Below are 21834 nucleotides of genomic sequence, written 5' to 3' on the forward strand. Positions count from 1 at the left end.
AACTTTCCTGTGAAACCGTTCAGGAGTCGGGCGCAACCTCATGGCTGGCGGCGGCGGACTCCAGCCGGCCCAGCCATGCCTCCCCCACCGCCGTTCCCGGCCGCAGGCGGGCCTGGCGGCCCTTTCCATGCATCCCCAGATCCACGGTGAGATCGGCCACCGGCAACGCGCCGGCGCCCCGTTCGGGCCATTCGACCAGCCACAGGCGAACTTCCGCACCGTCGAGACCGAGGAATTCAAGTTCACCTGCATCGGAAATCCGATACAGATCCAGATGCCATGCTTCGCCGCCATCGGCCAACGGATAGCGTTCGACGAGCGTGTACGTCGGACTGCGAATCGCACCTTGCACACCGAGCGCGCGCAGCAACGCACGCGCAAGCGTCGACTTGCCTGCACCAAGATCGCCATGCAGATGCACCACCGCATTCGCCGGCCGCGTATGCGCCAGCTGCGCACCCAGTGCGTCGGTCGCGTCGGCATCGGCCAACCAGATTTCATTCATGGCCTGAAGATTTCCCTGCAACATGCATCAACGCTCCGGATTGACGAAGTGGCGAAGCCAAGGCATCACATCGCTCGGCAACAGTCCGCGCTCGCCGCCTTCGTGCGCGGCTGCATCGCCTGCCGCTGCATGCAGCAGCGCGCCCGCGCTGGCCGCATCGAATGCGGAAAGTCCTTGCGCACGCAACGCGGCGATGACACCACTGAGCACATCTCCCATGCCACCGACGGCCATGCCGGGATTGCCGGCCGAAATGACGCGAGGCGTTTCGTGCGCTGCTGCAACGATGCTTCCCGCACCCTTGAGCACGACCACGCAGGCATAGCGTTCGCACAGCGCCCTGGCGGCGGCGAATCGATCGCGCTGCACATCTGCGGTACTGATGCCGAGCAGGCGCGCGGCTTCACCCGGGTGTGGCGTCAGCACTGCATCGGCAGGCAAGGCGAACGGATGCGTCGCAAGCAGGTTGAGCGCATCGGCGTCGAGCAGCAGTGGCCGGGCACTGGCGACTGCGCGTTCGTAGAGCCCGCGTCCCCATGCGCCCAGCCCCAGGCCGGGCCCCAGCGCAATAGAACCGGCACGATCCAGCCCGGGCTGCAGCGATGCCGCATCGTCAACGACATGCACCATCGCTTCGGGCAGGCGCGCCAGCAGTGGCGCGACATGTTCGGCACGCGTGGCCACTTCGACCAGGCCGGCGCCGCTGCGCAATGCAGCCTGCGCGCAGAGCATGATCGCGCCACCGCTGCCGGATTCGCCGCCGATGCACAGGACGCGACCGTTGCTGCCCTTGTGACTGTCGCGTTGGCGCGGTGCCAGCCAGCGCGAGAGCGCGATCGGCGTGAGCCGATGGGCGCGCGACGCAGCGCCGTCGAACCATTCCGCCGGAATCTCCAGTGCCGCCAGTGACAGCGCGCCGACGTGGTCGAGTGCCGCACCGGTGCGCAGCCCGGCCTTGCCTGCCATGAACTCGATGGTGCGCGCGGCGACGACGGCATCGCCGACCACGCAACCGCGATCGGCATCGATGCCGCTGGGCACATCCAGTGACAGGACCGGCGCGGCCTGCGCATTGATCGCGGCAATCAGCGTCAGCGTCGCTTCATCGGGTTCGCGCGACAGGCCGATGCCGAACAGCGCATCGACGACCACGTCGGCCGATGGCAGCACACCCTCGAACAGTTCGACCGCGCCACCGACGGCGAAGTAATCCTGCGCCGCGCGTCGCGCGACCTCGCTGCGAGGGACCTGCCCCGGCAGATGCACCACCACGACCTGGCGGCCGGACTGGCGCGCATGCCGGGCCAGCACGTAACCGTCGCCGCCGTTGTTGCCGGGACCGCAGACGACGACGATCCGCTGTGCCTGCGGCCAGTGCGTCAACAGCTCGCGCCAGGCAGCCCGGCCGGCCCGGCGCATCAGCTCGAAGTCATCGCCCAGCGCCTGCGCCGCGCGCGCCTCCACCTCGCGCAGCGCGGCGGCGTCGTAGAGCGCATCGGCGAACGCGTCGGATAGCGGCACGGCTTCGTGTGGCATCACCTGATTCTATACTTGTGCATCGTGAAACCCCCTGCCGCCCCATTTCCTGCCCTGCCCGTCGCGACGCCCGACTACGCCGCGCTGGCGGAGCGTGTGCGCCTGCTGGCGCGCGAGTTCGGTTTCCAGCGCTGCGGGATCACCGACATCGACCTGGGCCAGGACGAGGCCCACCTGCGCGATTGGCTGGCGCAGGGCCTGTACGGCTCGATGGACTGGATGGCGCGCCACGGCGACCTGCGTGCGCGCCCGGGCGACCTCCACCCCGGCACGATCCGCGTGATCTCGGTCGGACTCGACTACGGCCGCGATGGCGACGAAGCGTGGGCGACGCTGGACGACAGCGAGCGCGCCTACGTCGCCCGCTACGCCCTCGGCCGCGACTACCACAAGCTCATGCGCCAGCGCCTGCAGCGCCTGGCCGACCGCATCGCCGAAGAAGTGGGCCCGTTCGGCCACCGCGTCTTCGTCGACTCGGCGCCGGTGCTCGAACGCGCACTGGCGCGCAATGCCGGCCTCGGCTGGATCGGCAAGCACACCTGCCTGATCGACAAGGAAGGCGGTTCGTTCTTTTTCATCGGCGAGATCTACGTCGACCTGCCGTTTCCGATCGACACGCCGGCGAGCGCGCACTGCGGCACCTGCCGCAAGTGCATCGACATCTGCCCGACCCAGGCGATCGTCGCACCGTACCGGCTCGATGCGCGCCGTTGCATCGCCTACCTCACCATCGAGCACGAGGGCTCGATACCGGAGGAGCTGCGCCCGCCAATCGGAAACCGCATCTTCGGTTGCGACGACTGCCAGCTGATCTGCCCCTGGAACAAGTTCGCCAAACGCACCGACGAGGCGGATTTCCGCGCCCGCAACGACCTCGACAAGGCCACGCTGGTGCAGCTGTTCGCATGGAGCGAGGAGGAATTCCTGCAGCGCACCGAAGGCACTGCGATCCGGCGCAGCGGGCATGAGCGCTGGCTGCGCAATATCGCAGTCGCATTGGGCAATGCGCGCGGCAGCGCCGAGGTTATTTCGGCGCTGAAGTCGCGGCGCGAATCAGCCAGCCCGATGGTGCGCGAACACATCGAGTGGGCGCTGCGGCGACATCACGCGGGGTGACGGGCCTGGATCCCGGCGTTCGCCGGGATGACGGTGGCGCGGATGACGGCTCGCGTCAGCGCAGTCGCGCCAACAGCTCCCGCGTCACCGGATCGTCGGCCTGCGCTTCGCCCGCCAGCGCCGGCAGCAACCGGCTCGCCACCTGCTTGCCCAGCTCCACGCCGAACTGATCGAAGGCGTTGATGCCCCAGATCACCGACTGCAGGTAAACACTGTGCTCGTACATCGCCAGCAGCGCGCCGAACGCCTGCGGCGTCAGTGCGTCGAGCAGGATCATGGTGCTCGGCCGGCCACCGGCATAGGCACGGGCCGGATCGTCGCTGGCCTGGCCGTTGGCGAAGGCCTCGGTCTGCGCCAGCAGGTTGGCCTGCAGCGCGCGGTGGTTGTCAGGGTACGGCGCATCGGATCGCACCACACCGATGAAATCCGCAGGCACGATCGAAGTGCCCTGGTGCAAGGCCTGGAAGAAGCTGTGCTGGGTGTCGGTGCCGGCACCGCCCCACCACACCGGCACGGTGTCGACCGTGACCGGGGAGCCGTCCGTGCGCACCGACTTGCCCAGGCTTTCCATCACCAGCTGCTGCAGGTAGTTGGACAACAGCTTGAGGCGCTCGTCGTAGGCGAGCACCGCCTGCGTGGCATAGCCCAGGCCGTTGCGGTTCCAGATCGCGGTCAGGGCGTGCCAGGCGGCCAGGTTCTGCGGCAGTGGCGTGACCAGGACGTGCGCGTCCATCTGCGAGGCGCCATCGAGCATCGCCTCGAACGCGTCCATGCCGATCGCCAGTGCGATCGGGAAACCCACCGCCGACCACAGCGAATAGCGACCGCCCACCCAGTCCCACATCGGCAGGATGCGCTCGGGCGGAATCGAGAAGGCTTCCGCGGCGCGCTCGACATTCGCCGACACGGCAAACAGCCGCTCGGTTCCGCCCAGCCAGTCGCGCAGGATCGCGCCGTTGAGCAGCGTCTCCTGGGTGCCGAAGGTCTTGGAGATCAGTACCGCCGCGGTGCGACGCGGATCGAGGCGGGCCAGCACGCGCTGGGCGGCGTGACCGTCGACGTTGGACAGGAAGTGGACGCGGAAACGCCCCGGCGCGGCGCCCGTCAGCGCATCGACCGCCAGGCGCGGACCGAGGTCGGAACCGCCGATGCCGACGCTGACGATGTCGGTGACGTCGCTGGCAGCCAGCGCATCGACCAGCGCACGCATGCGGGCACGCGCTTGCAGTGCCTGCGCATGCGCGGCACGCGCCACCGGCGACGCCGACACGTCGCCGCGCAGCGCGGTGTGCAGCACGCTGCGGCCTTCGGTCAGGTTGATCTTCTCGCCGTCGAACTGCGCCTGCAGCATCTGCCGCACGCCGGCCTGCTCGGCCAGTTCGAACAGCGACGCCAACGCATCGCGGTCGTAATGCTGGCGGGCGAAGTTGGCGTAGACCGGACCGACGCGCACGGCAAACTGCTGCGCACGCGCCGGGTCTGCGGCGACCAGGTCCTTCAGCGGGGTTTGGATGACGCGCCCTGCCTGGGCGCGCAGACGGCTCAGACGGGCATCGGCATCCATGGGCAGGTCAGGCTGCCTGTGCCGGCATCGAACGGTTGGTGTGCGTCAGCGCGTTGTGGCGGTCGACATAGACCAGCGTCGGCTTGTACTTGGCTGCCTCGGCCTCGTCGCAGACGCCGTAGGCGCAGATGATCACCAGGTCGCCGGGCTGCGCGCAGTGGGCGGCGGCACCGTTGACCGAGATCACGCCGCTGCCCTCTTCGCCACGGATGGCGTAGGTGACGAAGCGCTGGCCGTTGTTGACGTTGTAGATGTGGATCTGCTCGTACTCGCGGATACCCGAGATGTCGAGCAGGCGCCCGTCGATCGCGCACGAACCTTCGTAGTGAAGCTCGGCGTGGGTCACGGTGGCGCGGTGGATCTTGGCCTTGAGTACGTTCAGTTGCATTGTGTGGGGCTCCGGCCGCGGGCATGCGGACGCGTCAGACCGCAAGTCTAGCAGCGCATGGCGCAGTGCAACATCTCCCCGCCCCCCGGATTGACACCGCCAGTGGAACGGTTCAGACCGCCGTGGAAGCCCGGTTCGGCGGACGCTTCAGCCGCCGAATTCGAGGTTGTCGATCAGCCGGGTCCGGCCCAGGCGGGCCGCGATCAGGGCCACCCGGGACCCGCCTTCACCGTCCGCCGGCTCGGTCAGGTCCTGGCGCCGCACTGCGGCGTAGTCAGGGACGAAGCCGTCCGCTTCCAGGCGCTGGATCGCCCCGGCCTCGACCGTCGCACGCGGCGTGCCGGCCGCGATCTCTTCGCGCATGGCCAGCAGGCAGCGGTGGATCGCCGCCGCCTGGCCGCGCTCGTCCGCAGACAGATACTGATTGCGCGAACTCATCGCCAGACCATTGTCCTCGCGGACGATGTCGGCACCGACCAGTTCGATCGCGAACGCCAGGTCGCGGACCATGTAGCGGATGACCGCCAGCTGCTGGTAATCCTTGCGGCCGAACACGGCCACGTCCGGCTGGACCTGGTTGAACAGGCGCGACACCACGGTGGCGACGCCGTCGAAATGCCCCGGGCGATGAGCGCCCTCCAGGGTCGTGCTGACGCCCGGCACCTGCACCCGCACCGTCGCCTCGACACCGTAGGGATACATGGTGTCCACCGACGGCAGCCACATCGCATCGCAGCCCGCCGCTTCCAGGCCACGGGCATCGGCTTCGGGCGTGCGCGGGTATTGGGCGAAGTCGTCGTTCGGGCCGAACTGGGTCGGGTTGACGAACACGCTGGTGATGACGCGATCGGCATGCTGGCGCGCCAGGCGAACCAGCGAGAAATGGCCTTCGTGCAGGTTGCCCATGGTCGGCACCAGCGCCACGCGCAGGCCGTCGCGGCGCCACTGCGCCACCCGCGCTCGCAGCGCGGCAAGTTCGGTGATGGTCTCGATCATGGCGTGCTTGTCGGAGCTTGCCTTGCGGGAGTCTGCGTTGCGGTGGTTTGCGACGTGCGCGCCGGAAGTGACGGGAGTGCGGCGGTCAGGCATAGGAGTGTTCGGCATCCGGGAAGCTGCCGTCGCGAACGGCCTGGGCGAAGGACTGGACAGCGCCCGCTACCGAGCCGCCCTCGGCGAGGAAATCCTTGACGAAACGCGGCCGGCGATGGCCCGAACCCAGGCCGAGCAGGTCGTGCAGCACCAGCACCTGGCCGTCGCATTGGGGGCCTGCGCCTATCCCGACGGTGGGAATGGCCAGGTCGGCGGTGATCGCCGCGGCGACAGGGGTCGGCACGCATTCGAGCACCAGCAGGGTGGCGCCGGCCTCGGCGACCGCGCGCGCATCGGCGCGCAGGCGCGCAGCCGCGGCTTCGTCGCGACCCTGGACCTTGTAGCCGCCCAGGCGCAACACCGACTGCGGCGTCAGCCCCAGGTGGGCGCAGACGGGAATCTCGCGCTCGACCAGGAATCGGATGACCTCGAGCTTGTGACCGGCCCCTTCGAGCTTGACCATCGCCGCGCCGGCCTGCAGCAGCTGCACCGAGGCATCGAGTGCGCGCTCGGGCGTGGCGTCGGCCTGGAACGGCAGGTCGGCGATCAGCAAGGCCTTGTCGAGACCGCGGGCGACGCAGGCGGTGTGGTAGGCGACGTCGGCCGTGGTCACCGGCAGCGTGCTGTCGTGACCCTGCACCACCATGCCGAGCGAATCGCCGACCAGCACCAGGTCGACGCCGGCGGCGTCCATGGTGCGGGCGAACCCGGCGTCGTAGCAGGTCAGCATGACCAGCCGGCGGCCGTCGCGCTTGGCGTCGGCCAGGGCCGGCACGGTCCAGGGCTTGTCGTTGGGGGTTCCGCTGTACATGGCGTGGGGTACCGGTTGTCGGCGCGGGTTGGCGAGGCACGGGGTTCACCCGCTGGGTGCGACGGCGACCGCCAGCCGGGGACGGCTACGGGCGATCGCGGGCTGGATCGACGAGAAGATCGGCATACGTTACCGCCTCGACCTCCCCCGGTTCCATCTTCGCCAGCGCCTGGTGCGCCGGGCCGATGCCGGGGATGACCGCGCCGGGGGCGATTTCGAGCAGCGGCACCAGCACGAACGCGCGCTCGTGCAGGTGCGGGTGCGGTACATGCAGGCCCGGTTCGTTGATCTGCGCGTCGCCGTAGAGCAGCAGGTCGAGGTCGAGCGTGCGCGGGCCCCAGCGATCGCTGCCGTCGGCCTGGCGGTCGCGGCCGGCGGTGCGCTCGATCGCGAGCAGGTCGGCGAGCAACTGCTGCGGCGTCCGCTGCGTTTCCAGCATCGCCACGGCATTGATGAAATCGGGCTGCTCGGTGACGCCCCACGCCGGCGTGCGGTACAGGCGCGAGGCTTTCAGCAGGCGCGTGCCGTCGCTCGCCGCCAGGGCGACAAACGCCGCGCGCAGGACGGCGATGCTGTCGCCCAGGTTGCTGCCCAGGCCAACGAACGCGGTGACTGTCATGGCCGGAAGTTCCGCCCTGCCCGCCTCATTCCTGGCTGGTGGCGGGCTTGCGGCGACGGCGGCGACGCTTGCGCGGTGCATCGTCGTCTTCGGCCTGCGCGGCGCGCTCGGTTTCCAGCTCGGCGATGGCAACGGCATCTCCGGGATTGGCCTGCGCCTCGCGCCAGAATGCGACGTCTTCGGCGTGCTCGTCCGACGCGGTCAGGCGCAAGCCGAGGAAATCGAACGCGGCGCGGAAACGCGGATGGGCAAGCGTGCGGAACACGCGCTTGCGCTGGCGCAGCGAGAAACGCGACTGCAGCAGCCAGATCTCCTGCATCGGCAGCGAGAAGCGGCGCGGCAGCGCGATGGTTTCGAGCTGGTGCACGGTGACGCGGTCGGCGGCGCGTCGCTGCGCCTCGGCCGTGTGCATGCCCTGCGCCTGCAGCGCCATCAACGCGCGGCAGTACGCCGGCCACAGCAGCAGCGCGAACAGGAACGCGGGCGATACCGGCTCGTCGTTGGCCACGCGCGCATCGGTGTTCTTCAGCCCTTCCAGCACCATCTTGCGCAGCGCACCGCTGCGGTTCGACTTGAGCGCGGCGGCGGTTTCCGGCAGCAAAGCAGGCAGCAGGCCATGGCGCTCCAGGCCGAGGAAGCTCTTGACCGCATTGCCCGACAGGAACAGCTTCAGGCATTCCTCGAACAGGCGTGCCGGCGCGGACTCGCGCAGCAGCGGCGCCAGCACCGGGATGGGGGCCGCGGTCGCAGGTTCGATCTCGAAATCGAGCTTCGCCGCCAGGCGCACCGCGCGCAGCATGCGCACCGGATCCTCGCGATAGCGCGTCTCCGGGTCGCCGATCAGGCGCATCAGGCGGTTGCGCACGTCCTCGAAGCCGCCGACGTAGTCGCGCACCGAGAAATCCTCGATCGCGTAATACAGCGCGTTGGCGGTGAAGTCGCGACGGACCGCATCGTCCTCGATGGTGCCGTAGACGTTGTCGCGCAGCAGGCGACCGCCTTCGTGCAGCTCGCGGTCGCCGCTGCCGTCATCGGTGTTGGCGCGGAACGTCGCCACCTCGATGATCTCGCGGCCGTAGACCACGTGGGCGAGGCGGAAGCGACGGCCGATCAGGCGGCAGTTGCGAAACAGCCCCTTGACCTCTTCCGGGGTTGCATTGGTGGCCACGTCGAAATCCTTGGGGTGGCCGCCGATCAGCAGGTCACGGACTGCGCCGCCGACGAGGAAGGCGTCAAAGCCACCCTCGCGCAGGCGATACAGCACGCGCAGGGCATTGGGGCTGATATCCCGGCGCGACACATTGTGCTGGTCGCGCGGAATGGTTTGCAGCCTGAGTTGGATTTGGTTGTCGGATTCCATCGAGCGGGCGTTGCCGCAGTCCATTTTGGGTGTGGGAGGCCATTGCCCAGGGCAGCGGCGCCGCATATACTAGCAAGCCGCGCTGGGTTGAGAGCTTCGCGCCGGGGGTTACGTTCCACTACCCGCTTTATCTGCACCCTTCGTCTAGAGGCCTAGGACGGTGCCCTCTCAAGGCATCAACACGGGTTCGAATCCCGTAGGGTGTACCAATTCCGAAGCCCGCGCAGCGATGCGCGGGCTTTTTCTTTGGAGCCTCGCAGCCCCCGTAGCCCGGGTAAGCGCAGCGCACCCGGGGGGCGACCGCCGCCGACCCCGATTCGCTGCGCTTACCCGGGCTACGGTGGTGGCGCGGCGAATCGCTACAATACGCAATGCCCGCCAGGGCCCTTCATTTCACGGAACCATCGCCATGCCCTTCGTCGTCACCGAGAACTGCATCAAGTGCAAGTACACCGACTGCGTCGAGGTGTGCCCGGTCGACTGCTTCCATGAGGGCCCGAACTTCCTGGTGATCGATCCGGACGAGTGCATCGACTGCACCCTGTGCGAGCCGGAATGCCCGATCAACGCGATCTACCCGGAGGACGACGTGCCGGCCGGACAGGAGGCGTTCGTCGCCCTCAACGCCGAGCTGGCCAAGGCCTGGCCGGTGATCACCACGCGCAAGGACGGCATGGCCGACGCCAAGGAATGGGAAGGCAAGCCTGGCAAGCTGGATATGCTGGAACGCTGAAGCGGCTCCGGCAGGACGAAACAACGGGATGAAAAAAAACGGGCGCCGATGGCGCCCGTTTTCCTATGCCGCCGCGGTGGCTCAGCGAGCGACCAGGGCCGTGCGCAGCGTGTCGATCAGCTTCTTCGGCGCGTCGCCCGTGGCCGGCACGCCACGCGGGTCGACTGCGGCGACGTAGGCGCCGACATCGGCACCGGCCACGCGCACCAGGAAGTTGCTGCCTTCGTAGCTGACGTCATACACGCCCATGGCCTGGGCGCTGCTGGTGATCGTCACGCCTTCGACGGCCGCCAGTGCGGTGCCGACCTTGGCAAACACCTCGTCCCGCGTGCCGGTGACGGTGAAGCCGGTGCCGGCCAATGCGGGGTTGCCCAGCGCGGTGGCCGGGGTCGGCAGGTTGACGGCGGTGTCGGTGCGCGGCGCGTCCAGGTCCGGCGGAACTTCCAGCGGGCGCATCTCCGGCGCCTGCGCGTACAGGTCATTGCCCTTGCGGAACCAGCTACAGCCGGAACCGGCGGCGACACCGGCCAGCACCAGGGCGGCGACGGCGACGCGGGACATCGAAACGTTGGAACTCATGTAGCTCTCCTGCAGGGTCAGGCCGCGAGGGAATCGCGGCAGGCGTGTTCGAGTTCGCGGACGAGCATGTCGATCGTCGCGACGGAAGCAGTATGGGCCGCAGACAGCGGCAGCAGCGGCAGGCGCAGGCCGTGGCCGATGCCCTGGCGCTGCAGCAGCGCCTTCACCGGGATGGGATTGGGTTCGACACCCAGGAAGTCGTAGGCAGCGTGCATGCGCGCATCCAGTGCCTGCGCTTCGTCGCGACGGCCGCCACGGGCCAGGTCGGCGAGGCGCCGGAATGCATGCGGGAGCACATTCGACGCCACCGAGATGACGCCGTCGGCACCGGCCAGCATCGCGCGGCACGCGGTCGGGTCGTCACCGCTGAGCACGGCGAAGCCCTCGTCCTTGAATGCCAGCAGCGCAGCCATGCGCTCGGGTTCGCTGCGCGCTTCCTTGATGCCAATGATGCTCGCGTGCGGCGCCAGTTCGGCAACGGTTTCCGGCAGCAGGTCGCCGCCGGTGCGGCCCGGCACGTTGTAGAGCACGATCGGCAATGCGCCGTCGTCGGCGATGGCGCGGTAATGGGCGACCAGGCCAGCCTGGGTCGGGCGCACGTACGGCGGGGTCACCACCAGCGCGGCATCGGCGCCAAGGGCAGCCACGCGTCTCGTCAGCTCGATGGTTTTGGCGGTATTCGAAAGACCGGTACCGGCGAGGACCGGGATCGCACCGGCGACGCGTTCGACCGCGGTGCGCAGCAGCGCGTCGTACTCGGCGTCGAACAGCGCGGCGGCCTCGCCGGTGGAACCGGCGACCACGATGGCCTGGGTGCCTGCCGCCAACTGCTGTTCGAGCAGTCGCTGCCAGGCGTCAAAGTCGATTTCGCCGGACGCGGTGAAAGGCGTCGCCAGCGCGGTGATGCTGCCGGAAAGTCGCAAGTTGGGGTGCTCGGTACGCTGTTTACGGTGAATCCCGCACGGCATGTGCGGGCGCTGGATCGGTGGCCTGGCGGTCGTCCGGACCGTGCCCTGCCAACATGTTCTGCCGGCGGCCGGACGGCCGATCGGACGGGTCGTTCGGCCGGGATGATCGCACGGGATGTTACTTGCGGGCCGAAAGCGCGGGCAAGTATGCTGCCCGGCAACCACAGCCCGCTCACGGGCCGCCATTCAGTATCTGAGCACGTTGCTCCCCAAGCAGGCGCCGCCTTGACCGATTCCGCTGCCCGGCCGTCGCCGAACGAAAACCACCTCCTGATCAACGCCTACACGACGCATCCGGAGACACCGCTGTTGTCGGTGACCCGCCGGATCGCCGATTCCGGCTGCAACCTGGTCGATGCGCGCCTGGCCACGGTCGGCCGCGACGTCTCTGTGACCGTGCTCGCGGTCGGCTCCTGGGACGCGGTCGCCAAGCTGGAGGCCATGCTGACGCGGCTGGAGCGCGAGGAAGGCCTGAAACTGGTCTGGTACCGCACCGGCGCCAAGCAGGTGCAGTCCAACCTGCTGCCGTACGTGGTCGAGGTCGTCGCCGCCGACAAGGCCGGGATCCTGTTCCAGCTGGCCGACTTCTTCGATCGCCAGGGCATCACCATCGAAAGCCTGCACAGCTCGCGCTATCGCGCCATGCAGACCGGGGCGGAGATGTTCTCGGCGCAGATCACCATTGGCGTGCCCTCGAGCATGCACATCGCCGCCCTGCGCGACGACTTCCTCGAGTTCTGCGACCACCTCAATCTCGACGCCATCATGGACCCGATGAAGTTCTAGGAATTCCGTGGTAGCGTCACGACAAAGCACGGCGACCTTCCCAGCGGAGTCGCCATCCCGGACGCAGTGAGGGGCTGCACCCGGGTTGCAGTAACGCAGAGCAGGTCCCTCACTGCGCTCGGAAGCACAAGGCGAAATGCCCGACACCGGCGACCGTATTGCAAAGGACGTCTCCGAACTGCCCCTGGCGCTGTCCAGCGGCCAGACTGCGCAGCTCAAGGATTTCGCCGGCCAATGGCTGGTGCTGTACTTCTATCCCAAGGACAGCACGCCCGGCTGCACCACCGAAGGCATCGACTTCAATGCCCTCCTGCCCAAATTCAAGAAGCTTGGCGCGACCGTACTGGGCGTCTCCCGCGACTCGCTGAAGTCGCACCAGAACTTCTGCGCAAAACAGGGCTTCAAGTTCGACCTGGTCAGCGACGCCGACGAGGCCCTGTGCAACGCCTTCGGCGTCATCAAGCTCAAGAACATGTACGGGCGCAAGGTGCTCGGCATCGAGCGCAGCACCTTCCTCATCGATTTCACCAGTGACCCCCAGGGCGTCATCGCCCAGTCATGGAGACCGGTGAAAGTCCCCGGCCATGCCCAGGCCGTCCTCGACGCACTCAAGGCTGCCGCAACGCAGTGACCCCCTTCGCCCGCCACCCACGCTGCCGTCCCGCCCCGCGGGCCACGGCAGCGTCGCCGTGTCCGCACCCCGTCCACGCGTTTCATCGTTCCACCCGGCCGTTCACCATGTTCAACCCGCATCGGAGCATTCGATGACCAGAAGCAAGCGGATCTACGTGCTCGACACCAATGTGCTCATGCACGACCCGACCGCGCTGTTCAAGTTCGAGGAACACGATGTCTTCCTGCCGATGCAGGTCATCGAAGAGCTCGACAACGCCAAAAAAGGCACCTCCGAAGCCAGCCGCAATGCGCGCCAGGTCAGCCGCTTCCTCAATGAGCTGATCCAGGCCGAAGGCACCGACAAGATTTCGTCCGGCATCACCCTCAGCCGTCCGCAGGGGCTGCAGCTGCGCGGCGAGCAGAGCATCGGCAAGCTGCGTTTCCAGACCCGCGACTTCGACTCGGGCAAGCGCTTTGGCGCGGTTATCCCGGACAACCACATCCTCGGCTCGATCCTGTCGCTGAAGGAGAGCGACCCGGGCGTGCCGGTGGTGTTCGTCTCCAAGGACATCAACCTGCGCATCAAGGCGTCCATCGCCGGGATCGTGTCGGAGGACTACGAGAACGACCGCGCCCTCGACGACTTCAGCCTGCTCTACACCGGCGCCACCGCGCTGCCGGAAGACTTCTGGCAGCGCTTCGGCAAGGACCTGCGCTCGTGGACCGAGAAGGGCCGCACCTTCTACGAGATCTCGCGCAACCGTGACAGCGCCGAGGACGACAACTGGCATCCGAACCAGTTCCTGTACCTGCCCGGCGACGACGAGTCGCAGATGAAGGTCGCGCGCCTGACCGACAGCAAGGTCGTGCTGCAGATCGTCGACGACTTCCGTCACCACCAGCATGCGGTGTGGGGCATCACCGCCCGCAACCGCGAGCAGAATTTCGCGTTGAACGCGCTGATGGACCCGGAGATCGACTTCGTCACCCTGCTCGGCACCGCCGGCACCGGCAAGACCCTGCTGGCACTCGCGGCCGGCCTGGCGCAGACGATGGACCAGCAACGCTATCGTGAAATCATCATGACCCGCGCCACGGTCAGCGTCGGCGAGGACATCGGCTTCCTGCCGGGCACGGAAGAGGAAAAGATGACGCCGTGGATGGGCGCGCTGACCGACAACCTGGAGGTGCTCACCCACAACCAGGACGGCGGCAGCTGGGGTCGCGCGGCGACCAACGACCTGCTCGCCAGCCGCATCAAGATCCGCTCGCTGAACTTCATGCGCGGCCGCACGTTCCTCAACCGCTGGCTGATCCTCGACGAAGCGCAGAACCTCACGCCCAAGCAGATGAAGACGCTGATCACGCGTGCCGGCCCTGGCACCAAGATCGTCTGCCTGGGCAACGTCGAGCAGATCGACACGCCCTACCTCACCGAGACCACGTCGGGCCTGACCTACGCGGTGGACCGCTTCAAGAACTGGGACCACAGCGCGCACATCACGTTGCGTCGCGGCGAGCGTTCGCGCCTGGCCGATTACGCTTCCGAAGTCTTGTAACGCGAAGGAAACGACGCGCGCAGGGGTTCGCCCCTGCGCTGCTGCCGATCGTTCCTTCATCGGCGGGGCAATGCTGAGCGGCGACCCGCGCCGGCTGTGGCTTGCCTGCTGGTCATCGGCGGTTCGCGCTGGGTGGCGTGGCCGGTTCGGCGCTGCTTCACCACTGGGGCCACCGCGCCCTGTACGTGCCGGCGGCATTGACCGGCGCGACCGCGGCGACCTACCTCGCCTGGACGCGAGGTCCGACGCGGAGCGCGGAGGCGGCCTGACACCCTATCGCTTCCGACACGCGGGCACAGGCAAACTGTGGCGATGAACTCCGCCCCCCGCCCTGCCTGTGCCCTGACCATCGCCGGTTCCGACTCCGGCGGTGGTGCCGGCATCCAGGCCGACCTGAAGACATTCGCCGCCCACCGCGTGCACGGCCTGAGCGCGATTGCCGCGTTGACCGCGCAGCACACGCGCGGCGTCACCGCTGTCCACGTCCCGGACGTGGGCTTCCTGCGCGCGCAGATCGATGCCTGCTTCGACGATTTCGCGATCGCCGCGGTCAAGCTCGGCATGCTCGCCAACGCGGCCGTCATCGCAGCGGTGGCCGACGCGCTGGCGCACTACCGGCCTTCGCACATCGTGCTCGACCCGGTGATGGTATCGACGTCCGGCGCACGCCTGCTCGAAGCCAGCGCGCTCGATGCGCTGCGCACGCGCCTGATGCCGCTGGCGACGCTGGTCACGCCGAACCTGCCCGAGGCCGAATTGCTGCTCGGCCAGCCGATCGCCGACGTCGACGCGATGCATGTCGCCATCTCGCGGCTGCATGAGCTCGGCGCCCGCAGCGTGCTGCTCAAGGGAGGCCACCTGCCGGGAACCGGCGACGTGGTCGATCTGTTTTCCCATTCCGACGCTGATGCCGACGGCACGGTGCGCGTCATAGCCCACCCGCGCCTGCAGCTGGAAGCACACGGCACCGGCTGCACGCTGGCATCGGCGGTGGCGGCCAATCTCTGCCTGGGTCGCGAGCTCGCCGACAGTTGCACTGCCGCCGCCGACTACGTCCATGCCGCGCTTGTCCGCGGCTATCGCCCCGGCAACAGTGACATCCTCGTGCTCGACCATTTCGGCGCCGCGCCCCATGAATGAGCCCCTCGCGGTGCAACCTCTCGAACTGGATGTGCAGGCCGTCGACGGCCATCGCTGGACACTTCTGGCGCGCATTCCCGCCAATCCGCAGGCGAGCCTGCTCTGGCTGCCGGCGCTGGGCGTGGCCGCGAAACACTACCTGCCCTTCGCCGATGCCCTGGCGGCGCGCGGGGTTGCCGTGTTCCTGCACGAATGGCGCGGCGGCGGTTCGAGCAACCTGCGCGCCGGCCATGACACCGATTGGGGCTATCGCGAACTGTTGTGCAACGACATTCCGGCGAGCGAAGCGGTGGTCGCCGGGCACGCGCCGGCCGTGACGCAGATCATTGGCGGCCACAGCCTGGGCGGGCAGCTGGCCTGCTGTCGCCTCGGTCTGTCCCCGACCACCGCGCAACGCCTGTGGCTGGTTGCCAGTGGCGCGCCTTACTGGCGCGCGTTCCCGCTGCGGACCAAATGGTTCCTGCCCTTTGTCTATCGCTTCCTGGCGTGGCTGGCCGACCGCCACGGTGCCCTGCCCGGTCGCCGGATCGGGTTCGGCGGACAGGAAGCGCGTGGACTGATCCGCGACTGGAGCCGCAGCGGCCTCAGCGGTCGCTACGCCGCCGGCGGGCTGGACATCGACCTGGATGCGGCGATGGCCGCGGTCGAAATCGAGGCGCACGGGATTGCGATGGACAGCGACTGGCTGGGGCCGGAGTCGTCGCTGCGCTTCCTGTTGTCGAAGCTGCGGCACTCGCAGACCCGGGTCGATGTGCTCGATGCGGCTGCGCTGGGTGTGCGGGCGGATCACTATGCGTGGATGAAGCAACCGGGGGCGGTGGTGGAGAGGTTGATGGGGTGAGGGGGGCCTTGTCCCGCCGCGTATCTGGCCCCGGGTGCGCTTCGCTTACCCGGGCTACGGGGCCGGATGGGTGTGTTTGTTTATGGGGAATTTACGCGCGGGGCGTGATCGCGGAATAGAGGCTTTACGGGACCGGTACCAACAATGACGCCGTGGCCAATCGGGCCTCGAATGTCATTCCCGGGTATCCGCAATGTCCCTTCATTTCATCCGCGTGCGCGAAGCGTCCGTGCCGTTGCTGTTCGCTGCCTGCGCGGGTATCGGCCTGCTTGCCATGGGCAGCCAGGCGCGCGCCGCGACGCTTTCCGGCAACGCCGCGCTGACCAGCGACTACGTCTGGCGCGGCACCACCCAGACCCAGGGCGATGCCGCCGTGCAGGCCGGCTTCAAGCTCGCCGGCGATTCGGGCTTCTACGGTTCGGCATGGGGCTCCAACGTCGAGTTCGCCCCCGACACGCATGCCAGCAGCGAGCTGGATTTCACCGTCGGTTGGGGCGCCGCCCTGTCCGACAAGTGGGCCGTCGACGTCAACCTGCTGCGCTACCAGTACCCCTCGACCACGGTCGACCTCAACTGGACCGAACTCAACGGCACCCTGACCTACGACAGCAACTACTGGCTGTCCATGGGCTATTCGACCGAAGCACTCGGCGGCGAGGAGGACGGGCTCTACACGCAGGTTGGCGCCAGGTTCCCGATCAACGATGCGTTCCGTCTCGAAGGCGCGGTTGGCTACTACACCCTCGACGGCTATAGCGCCGCTGCCGACAGCTACCTGCACGGCCAGCTCAGCGCGGTGTGGGCAGTGAAGGCTCCGCTGGAGCTGCGCGTGACCGCGCACGCGACCGATTCCAATGCCGAGGACATCTTCGGCGAAACGTTTGCAGGCAACCGCATCGAAGCGGCCCTGCAGGCTTCCTTCTGACCGGGAGAGACGACATGCCTGGCTGGCTTGCCCTTGTTTGCGGAGTCGCGGTGGCCGTGGCCTCCGCGTACCTGCTGTACGTGATTCTTCGACCCGAAGATTTCTAAGCCTGTATGACGGCTTGAGAGCACAACAATGACCGAGACACTACTTGTACTGGTGCTTGCGATCGGCCTCGGCTGGCCGCTCGGACACTACCTGGCCCGCGTCATGCGCGGCGACCGCTCCTGGGTGGACCGCGTGGTCGGCCCCGTCGAACGCGTGATCTACAAGGCACTGGGCACCGACCCGCATCGCGGCATGAGCTGGCGCGGTTACGCCAAGGCGTTTGCACTGAGCAACCTCGTTGTCGGCCTGGTGGTCTGGGTGCAGTTCATGACCCAGGCCTGGCTGCCGCTCAACCCCGATGACATCCCCAACATGCGCTGGGACACCGCCCTGCACACGATGGTGTCGTTCCTGACCAACACCAACCAGCAGCACTACTCCGGCCAGGCGCAGTTGAGCTACCTGTCGCAGATGATGGGCATTGTCGGCCTGCAGGTCGTCACACCGGTCATGGGACTGGCGCTGGTGGTGGCGACGCTGCGCGGATTGTTTGGCGGTCGCGGGGAAATGGCCCGGGCCAGCGCCACCAGCGGTCCGGTGATCATCGGTCACGGCACTGACGACACCCAGGACCGCGACGTCGGCAACTACTGGGCCGACGTGACCCGCGCCACGCTGCGCTTCGTGCTGCCACTGTGCCTGGTCTGGACCATCCTGCTGGCATCGCAGGGCGTGCCGTCGACACTGCAAGCCGGCCCGCAGATCACACCGGTCGATGCCAGCGTCGAGATGAAGACGCAGAAGATCCCGCTCGGCCCGGTCGCCCCGATGGTCGCCATCAAGCAGCTTGGCTCCAACGGCGGCGGCTGGTACGGCCCGAACAGCGCGGTGGCATTGGAGAACCCCACGCCGTTCTCCAACCTGCTCGAATTGCTGGCGATCCTGTTGATCCCGGTCACGATCACCTTCATGGTCGGCCCGTTCACTCGACGCAAGCGCCTGACTGGCCTGGTATTCGGCACCATGCTGGTGATGTCGGTGGTCTCGACCGGCCTGTCGATGGGCTTCGAGGCGTTTTCCTCCACCCGCGCCGACGTGGCGTTGATGGAAGGCAAGGAAGTGCGCCTGGGCGTCGAAAACTCGGCCCTGTGGTCTGGCATCACCACGCAGGTCAACAACGGCTCGGTCAACGCAATGCACGACTCGCTGGCGCCGCTGACCGGCGGCGTGGCCATGGTCAACATGCTGATCAACTCGATCTGGGGCGGTGTCGGCTGCGGCCTGCAGCAGTTCCTCGTCTACCTGCTGCTGGCCGTGTTCCTGGCCGGACTGATGACCGGGCGCACGCCGGAACTGTTCGGCCGCAAGATCGAAGCGCCTGAAGTGAAGTTGCTGGCGTTGCTGATCCTGCTGCAGCCGGCGGTGCTGCTCGTCTTCACCGCGGTCACCCTGATGATCCCGTCGATCACCGGCAACTCCAACCCGGGCTTCCACGGCATCAGCCAGGTGTTCTACGAGTACGCCTCGGCGTTCGCCAACAACGGCTCCGGCTTCGAAGGCCTGGGTGACGCCACGTACTGGTGGAACCTGAGCTGCGCGCTCGTGCTTGCACTGGGCCGTTTCCCCGCGCTGATCGTGCCCCTGGCCGTGGCCGGCCTTCTGGCGAAGAAGCGCGTCGCTCCGGAAAGCAGCGGCACGCTGCACGTGGAGACGCCGACCTTCTCGCTCACGCTGATCGCGGTGATCGTGATCCTGACCGTCCTGCAATTCATGCCCGCCCTGGTAATGGGCCCAATCGCCGATCACCTGACCCTGTACGGCGCTGCGCCGTCAGGGCTGTGAGGTAAAGAACGTGACTGACACCATGCAAACCCACCTGGGTACCGCCCGCCGCCAGCCGGTGGCGGGCCTCGACGGCGCGGCACTGCGCACGTCGCTGATCGATTCGTTCCGCAAGCTGTCGCCGCGCCAGGCGGTGAAGAGCCCGGTCATGGCCATCGTGCTGCTCGGCACGGTCCTGTCCGCCCTGATCACTGCGGCCTCAATCGGCGATGCGGCGCCGGGCAATCTCGCCTTCGGCATCGCGGTGACGCTGATCCTGTTCGTGACGGTGCTGTTCGCCAATTTCGCCGAAGCCGTGGCCGAAGCGCGCGGCCGTGGCCAGGCCGCCTCGCTGCGTGCGGCACGACGCGACCTGGTGGCGCGCCGCCTCAACGGCAAGACCCGCGTCGGCGGCGAGAGCCGCGTCGCTGCGGCCACGTTGCGGCCCGGAGACCGGGTCATTGTCTCGGCCGGCGAACTGGTACCCGCTGACGGCGAGATCGTCGAAGGCGTGGCCACCATCAACGAGGCGGCCGTCACCGGCGAGTCCGCGCCGGTGCTGCGCGAGGCAGGCACCGACCGCTCTGGCGTTATCGGCGGCACCAAGGTGCTGTCCGACGAGATCGTCGTGGAAGTCAGCGCCGAACCCGGACACAGCTTCCTCGACCGCATGATCGCGCTGGTCGAGGGCGCCAACCGGCAGAAGACGCCGAACGAGATCGCGCTGACGATGCTGCTGGCGGCGATGACGCTGACGTTCCTGATCGTCGTCGCCACCCTGCCCGCACTGGCCGGCTTCGTCGGCGCCAGTCTCGACCCGCTGCTGCTGATCGCGTTGCTGGTGTGCCTGATCCCGACCACGATCGGCGGCCTGCTGCCGGCAATCGGCATCGCCGGCATGAACCGCGCACTGTCGGCCAACGTGCTGGCGAAGTCGGGCAAGGCGGTGGAAGTGGCCGGCGACGTCGACGTGCTGCTGCTCGACAAGACCGGCACGATCACCCACGGCGACCGCCAGGCCACCGTGTTCCATCCGCTCGCCGGCGTCGACCTGAGCCAGCTGCGCGACGCAGCGCTGCTGTCCTCGCTCGCCGACCCGACCCCGGAAGGCAAGTCGATCGTGCGCCTGGCGCGCGAGCTCAAGAGCACGGTGCCGGAACCCGAGCGCGCCAACTACGTGCAGTTCACCGCGCAGACGCGCATGTCGGGCGTCGACCTGCCGGTCGAAGGCGGCAACGACCGCGTGATCCGCAAGGGTGCGGGCGACTCGATCGGCAAGCACGTGCAGGCGCTCGGCGGCCAGATCGTGCCGGAGCTGGCAGCGCGCATCGAACAGGTCGCCCGCGGCGGCGCCACGCCGCTGGTGGTCGCCGAGGGCCGTCATATCCTCGGTGTGATCGAGCTGAGCGACGTGGTCAAGCACGGCGTCAAGGAGCGCTTTGCCCGACTGCGCGCGATGGGCGTACGCACGGTCATGATCACCGGCGACAACCCGCTCACCGCCGCTGCGATTGCCGCCGAAGCCGGCGTCGACGACTACATCGCCGAAGCGCGCCCCGAGGACAAGCTTGCCCGCATCCGTGCCGAACAGGCCGGCGGCCGTCTGGTGGCGATGGTCGGCGACGGCACCAACGACGCGCCGGCACTGGCCCAGGCCGATGTCGGACTGGCGATGAACTCGGGTACCCAGGCGGCCAAGGAGGCCGGCAACATGGTCGATCTGGACTCCGATCCGGCCAAGCTGCTGGCAGTGGTCGAGGTCGGCAAGCAACAGCTGATCACCCGCGGCGCGCTGACCACGTTCTCGCTGGCCAACGACGTGTCCAAGTACTTCGCAATCCTGCCGGCGCTGTTTGCCGCGGCGATCCCGCAGATGGCAGCGCTCAACGTGATGCACCTGTCGAGCCCGACCAATGCGGTGCTGGCGGCGCTGATCTTCAACGCGATCATCATTCCGGCGCTGATTCCGCTGGCCCTGGCCGGCGTGCGCTTCAAGCCTGCCAGCGCGGTGTCGCTGCTGCGCCGGAACATGCTGATCTACGGCGTCGGCGGTGTGCTGCTGCCGTTCGCCGGCATCAAGCTGATCGATCTTGTCCTTGTGGCTGTGGGGTTCTGAGATGACTTCCGTGACTTCTGTTTCGTACGCTCCGCCGGCCGCCCACGCGGCCGTGCTGGAGGACCGCACTTCGTTGCGCGCTCCGCTGGTGTTCGCAGCGGTGATCCTGGTTGGCTTCGGCCTGCTGTATTCGCTGGCCGGTTCCGCCATCGGTGGCCTGCTGTTCCCGCACCAGGCCGCCGGCAGCATCGTGATGGTCGATGGCAAGGCGCGCGGTTCGGCCCTGGTGGCCCAGCCGTTTGCGGACGCCCGCTACTTCCAGCCGCGTCCGTCGGCCGCCGGCTACGATCCGATGGGCGCTGCCGGCAGCAACCTGGCGCGCAGCAATCCGGACCTGCGCAAGCGCATCGACGAATTGACCCGGGAAGTCGCCGCGCGCGAAGGCATTCCTGCGGCGCAGGTGCCGGGTGAGCTGGTCACCCAGTCGGGTGGCGGGCTGGATCCGCACCTGTCGCCGGCGGGCGCGCAGGTACAGATTGCCCGCGTCGCCAGGGCGCGCGGCCTGGGCGATGCCGATGTTGCCGCCGTGGTCGCCGCGCACACCGAGGCGCCGCAGTTCGGCGTGCTGGGTGAGCCGCGGGTCAATGTGCTGCAATTGAACCTCGCACTGGACGCAATCAAGCCATAGCGAACCGTAGCCCGGGTAAGCGCAGCGCACCCGGGGTTTCGCGAGTTGCGAGGCGCGAGGCGCGGGTGGGACCCCGGGTGCGCTTCG

Annotated in this window: 19 protein-coding genes, 1 tRNA gene and 3 pseudogenes; 13 read left to right on the top strand and 10 right to left on the bottom strand. The window is 68.0% G+C overall.

What is annotated here, in order from left to right:
- Positions 1-19: 19 nt before the first annotated feature.
- On the bottom strand, positions 20-505 hold the full coding sequence (tsaE, locus tag MNR01_RS04165; RefSeq protein ID WP_241920525.1) for a tRNA (adenosine(37)-N6)-threonylcarbamoyltransferase complex ATPase subunit type 1 TsaE: 486 nt from the start codon (positions 503-505) through the stop codon (positions 20-22).
- A 27-nt stretch (positions 506-532) separates the two neighbouring features.
- Positions 533-2041 carry an NAD(P)H-hydrate dehydratase gene (locus MNR01_RS04170; protein ID WP_241919712.1) on the bottom strand — a complete coding sequence of 503 codons (1509 nt, stop codon included), beginning with the start codon at positions 2039-2041 and terminating at the stop codon, positions 533-535.
- Positions 2042-2095: 54 nt separating this feature from the next.
- Between MNR01_RS04170 and queG the strand changes: the two genes are divergently transcribed.
- The gene (queG, locus tag MNR01_RS04175) at positions 2096-3157 is read left to right on the top strand and encodes a tRNA epoxyqueuosine(34) reductase QueG (RefSeq protein ID WP_241920526.1); all 1062 of its coding nucleotides are present in this window, start codon (positions 2096-2098) and stop codon (positions 3155-3157) included.
- A 55-nt stretch (positions 3158-3212) separates the two neighbouring features.
- On the opposite strand, the pseudogene pgi reads toward queG, so the two are convergent.
- From pgi to pcnB, 6 genes and pseudogenes are all read right to left on the bottom strand, one after another.
- Positions 3213-4658: pseudogene (pgi, locus tag MNR01_RS04180) on the bottom strand (glucose-6-phosphate isomerase); the annotation flags it as partial.
- Between the two features lie 70 nt (positions 4659-4728).
- Positions 4729-5109 carry an aspartate 1-decarboxylase gene (gene panD / locus MNR01_RS04185; RefSeq protein ID WP_158730628.1) on the bottom strand — a complete coding sequence of 127 codons (381 nt, stop codon included), beginning with the start codon at positions 5107-5109 and terminating at the stop codon, positions 4729-4731.
- 147 nt (positions 5110-5256) lie between these two features.
- Entirely contained in the window at positions 5257-6105 is an 849-nt protein-coding gene (panC, locus tag MNR01_RS04190; protein WP_241919713.1) for a pantoate--beta-alanine ligase, read from the bottom strand.
- Positions 6106-6190: 85 nt separating this feature from the next.
- Entirely contained in the window at positions 6191-7009 is an 819-nt protein-coding gene (panB, locus tag MNR01_RS04195) for a 3-methyl-2-oxobutanoate hydroxymethyltransferase (RefSeq protein WP_241919714.1), read from the bottom strand.
- Between the two features lie 85 nt (positions 7010-7094).
- Complete coding sequence (gene folK / locus MNR01_RS04200; RefSeq protein ID WP_241919715.1) at positions 7095-7628, bottom strand: 2-amino-4-hydroxy-6-hydroxymethyldihydropteridine diphosphokinase; 534 nt, start codon at positions 7626-7628, stop codon at positions 7095-7097.
- 25 nt (positions 7629-7653) lie between these two features.
- Positions 7654-8958, bottom strand: a pseudogene (gene pcnB, locus MNR01_RS04205) (polynucleotide adenylyltransferase PcnB); the annotation flags it as partial.
- A 163-nt stretch (positions 8959-9121) separates the two neighbouring features.
- On the opposite strand from pcnB, the gene MNR01_RS04210 reads away from it, so the two are divergent.
- Positions 9122-9197 (top strand) — tRNA-Glu (locus MNR01_RS04210).
- A 200-nt stretch (positions 9198-9397) separates the two neighbouring features.
- Positions 9398-9721, top strand: coding sequence for a ferredoxin FdxA (gene fdxA / locus MNR01_RS04215; protein ID WP_241919717.1), 324 nt, complete (start codon positions 9398-9400; stop codon positions 9719-9721).
- An 81-nt stretch (positions 9722-9802) separates the two neighbouring features.
- On the opposite strand, the gene MNR01_RS04220 is transcribed toward fdxA, so the two are convergent.
- Entirely contained in the window at positions 9803-10300 is a 498-nt protein-coding gene (locus MNR01_RS04220; RefSeq protein WP_241919718.1) for a hypothetical protein, read from the bottom strand.
- Between the two features lie 83 nt (positions 10301-10383).
- Positions 10384-11268, bottom strand: a pseudogene (gene dapA / locus MNR01_RS04225) (4-hydroxy-tetrahydrodipicolinate synthase); the annotation flags it as partial.
- Between the two features lie 147 nt (positions 11269-11415).
- On the opposite strand from dapA, the gene MNR01_RS04230 reads away from it, so the two are divergent.
- The 10 genes from MNR01_RS04230 to kdpC all read left to right on the top strand — a co-directional run bounded on the left by MNR01_RS04230 (position 11416) and on the right by kdpC (position 21747).
- A complete protein-coding gene (locus tag MNR01_RS04230) occupies positions 11416-12054 on the top strand; it encodes a glycine cleavage system protein R (protein ID WP_200604861.1) in 639 nt (212 codons plus the stop codon).
- Positions 12055-12190: 136 nt separating this feature from the next.
- Positions 12191-12685 carry a peroxiredoxin gene (locus MNR01_RS04235; RefSeq protein ID WP_241919720.1) on the top strand — a complete coding sequence of 165 codons (495 nt, stop codon included), beginning with the start codon at positions 12191-12193 and terminating at the stop codon, positions 12683-12685.
- Between the two features lie 133 nt (positions 12686-12818).
- Positions 12819-14228 carry a PhoH family protein gene (locus MNR01_RS04240; protein ID WP_200604859.1) on the top strand — a complete coding sequence of 470 codons (1410 nt, stop codon included), beginning with the start codon at positions 12819-12821 and terminating at the stop codon, positions 14226-14228.
- A gap of 312 nt (positions 14229-14540) precedes the next feature.
- Complete coding sequence (gene thiD / locus MNR01_RS04245) at positions 14541-15368, top strand: bifunctional hydroxymethylpyrimidine kinase/phosphomethylpyrimidine kinase (RefSeq protein WP_241919721.1); 828 nt, start codon at positions 14541-14543, stop codon at positions 15366-15368.
- Positions 15361-16209, top strand: a complete 849-nt coding sequence (locus MNR01_RS04250) for an alpha/beta hydrolase (RefSeq protein ID WP_241919722.1) — start codon at positions 15361-15363, stop codon at positions 16207-16209. Before thiD ends, MNR01_RS04250 begins: the two co-directional genes overlap by 8 nt.
- Positions 16210-16402: 193 nt before the next feature.
- Positions 16403-17134 carry a TorF family putative porin gene (locus tag MNR01_RS04255; RefSeq protein ID WP_241919723.1) on the top strand — a complete coding sequence of 244 codons (732 nt, stop codon included), beginning with the start codon at positions 16403-16405 and terminating at the stop codon, positions 17132-17134.
- A 14-nt stretch (positions 17135-17148) separates the two neighbouring features.
- Positions 17149-17241, top strand: a complete 93-nt coding sequence (locus MNR01_RS04260) for a potassium-transporting ATPase subunit F (protein WP_241919724.1) — start codon at positions 17149-17151, stop codon at positions 17239-17241.
- A 28-nt stretch (positions 17242-17269) separates the two neighbouring features.
- Complete coding sequence (kdpA, locus tag MNR01_RS04265) at positions 17270-19024, top strand: potassium-transporting ATPase subunit KdpA (RefSeq protein ID WP_241919725.1); 1755 nt, start codon at positions 17270-17272, stop codon at positions 19022-19024.
- A gap of 22 nt (positions 19025-19046) precedes the next feature.
- On the top strand, positions 19047-21119 hold the full coding sequence (kdpB, locus tag MNR01_RS04270) for a potassium-transporting ATPase subunit KdpB (RefSeq protein WP_241919726.1): 2073 nt from the start codon (positions 19047-19049) through the stop codon (positions 21117-21119).
- 10 nt (positions 21120-21129) lie between these two features.
- Positions 21130-21747 (top strand): potassium-transporting ATPase subunit KdpC, encoded by a 618-nt coding sequence (gene kdpC, locus MNR01_RS04275; protein WP_241919727.1) that lies wholly within the window; start codon positions 21130-21132, stop codon positions 21745-21747.
- The last annotated feature ends 87 nt before the right edge of the window (positions 21748-21834 follow it).

The organism is Lysobacter sp. S4-A87 (assembly GCF_022637455.1).
GTDB lineage: Bacteria > Pseudomonadota > Gammaproteobacteria > Xanthomonadales > Xanthomonadaceae > Lysobacter_J.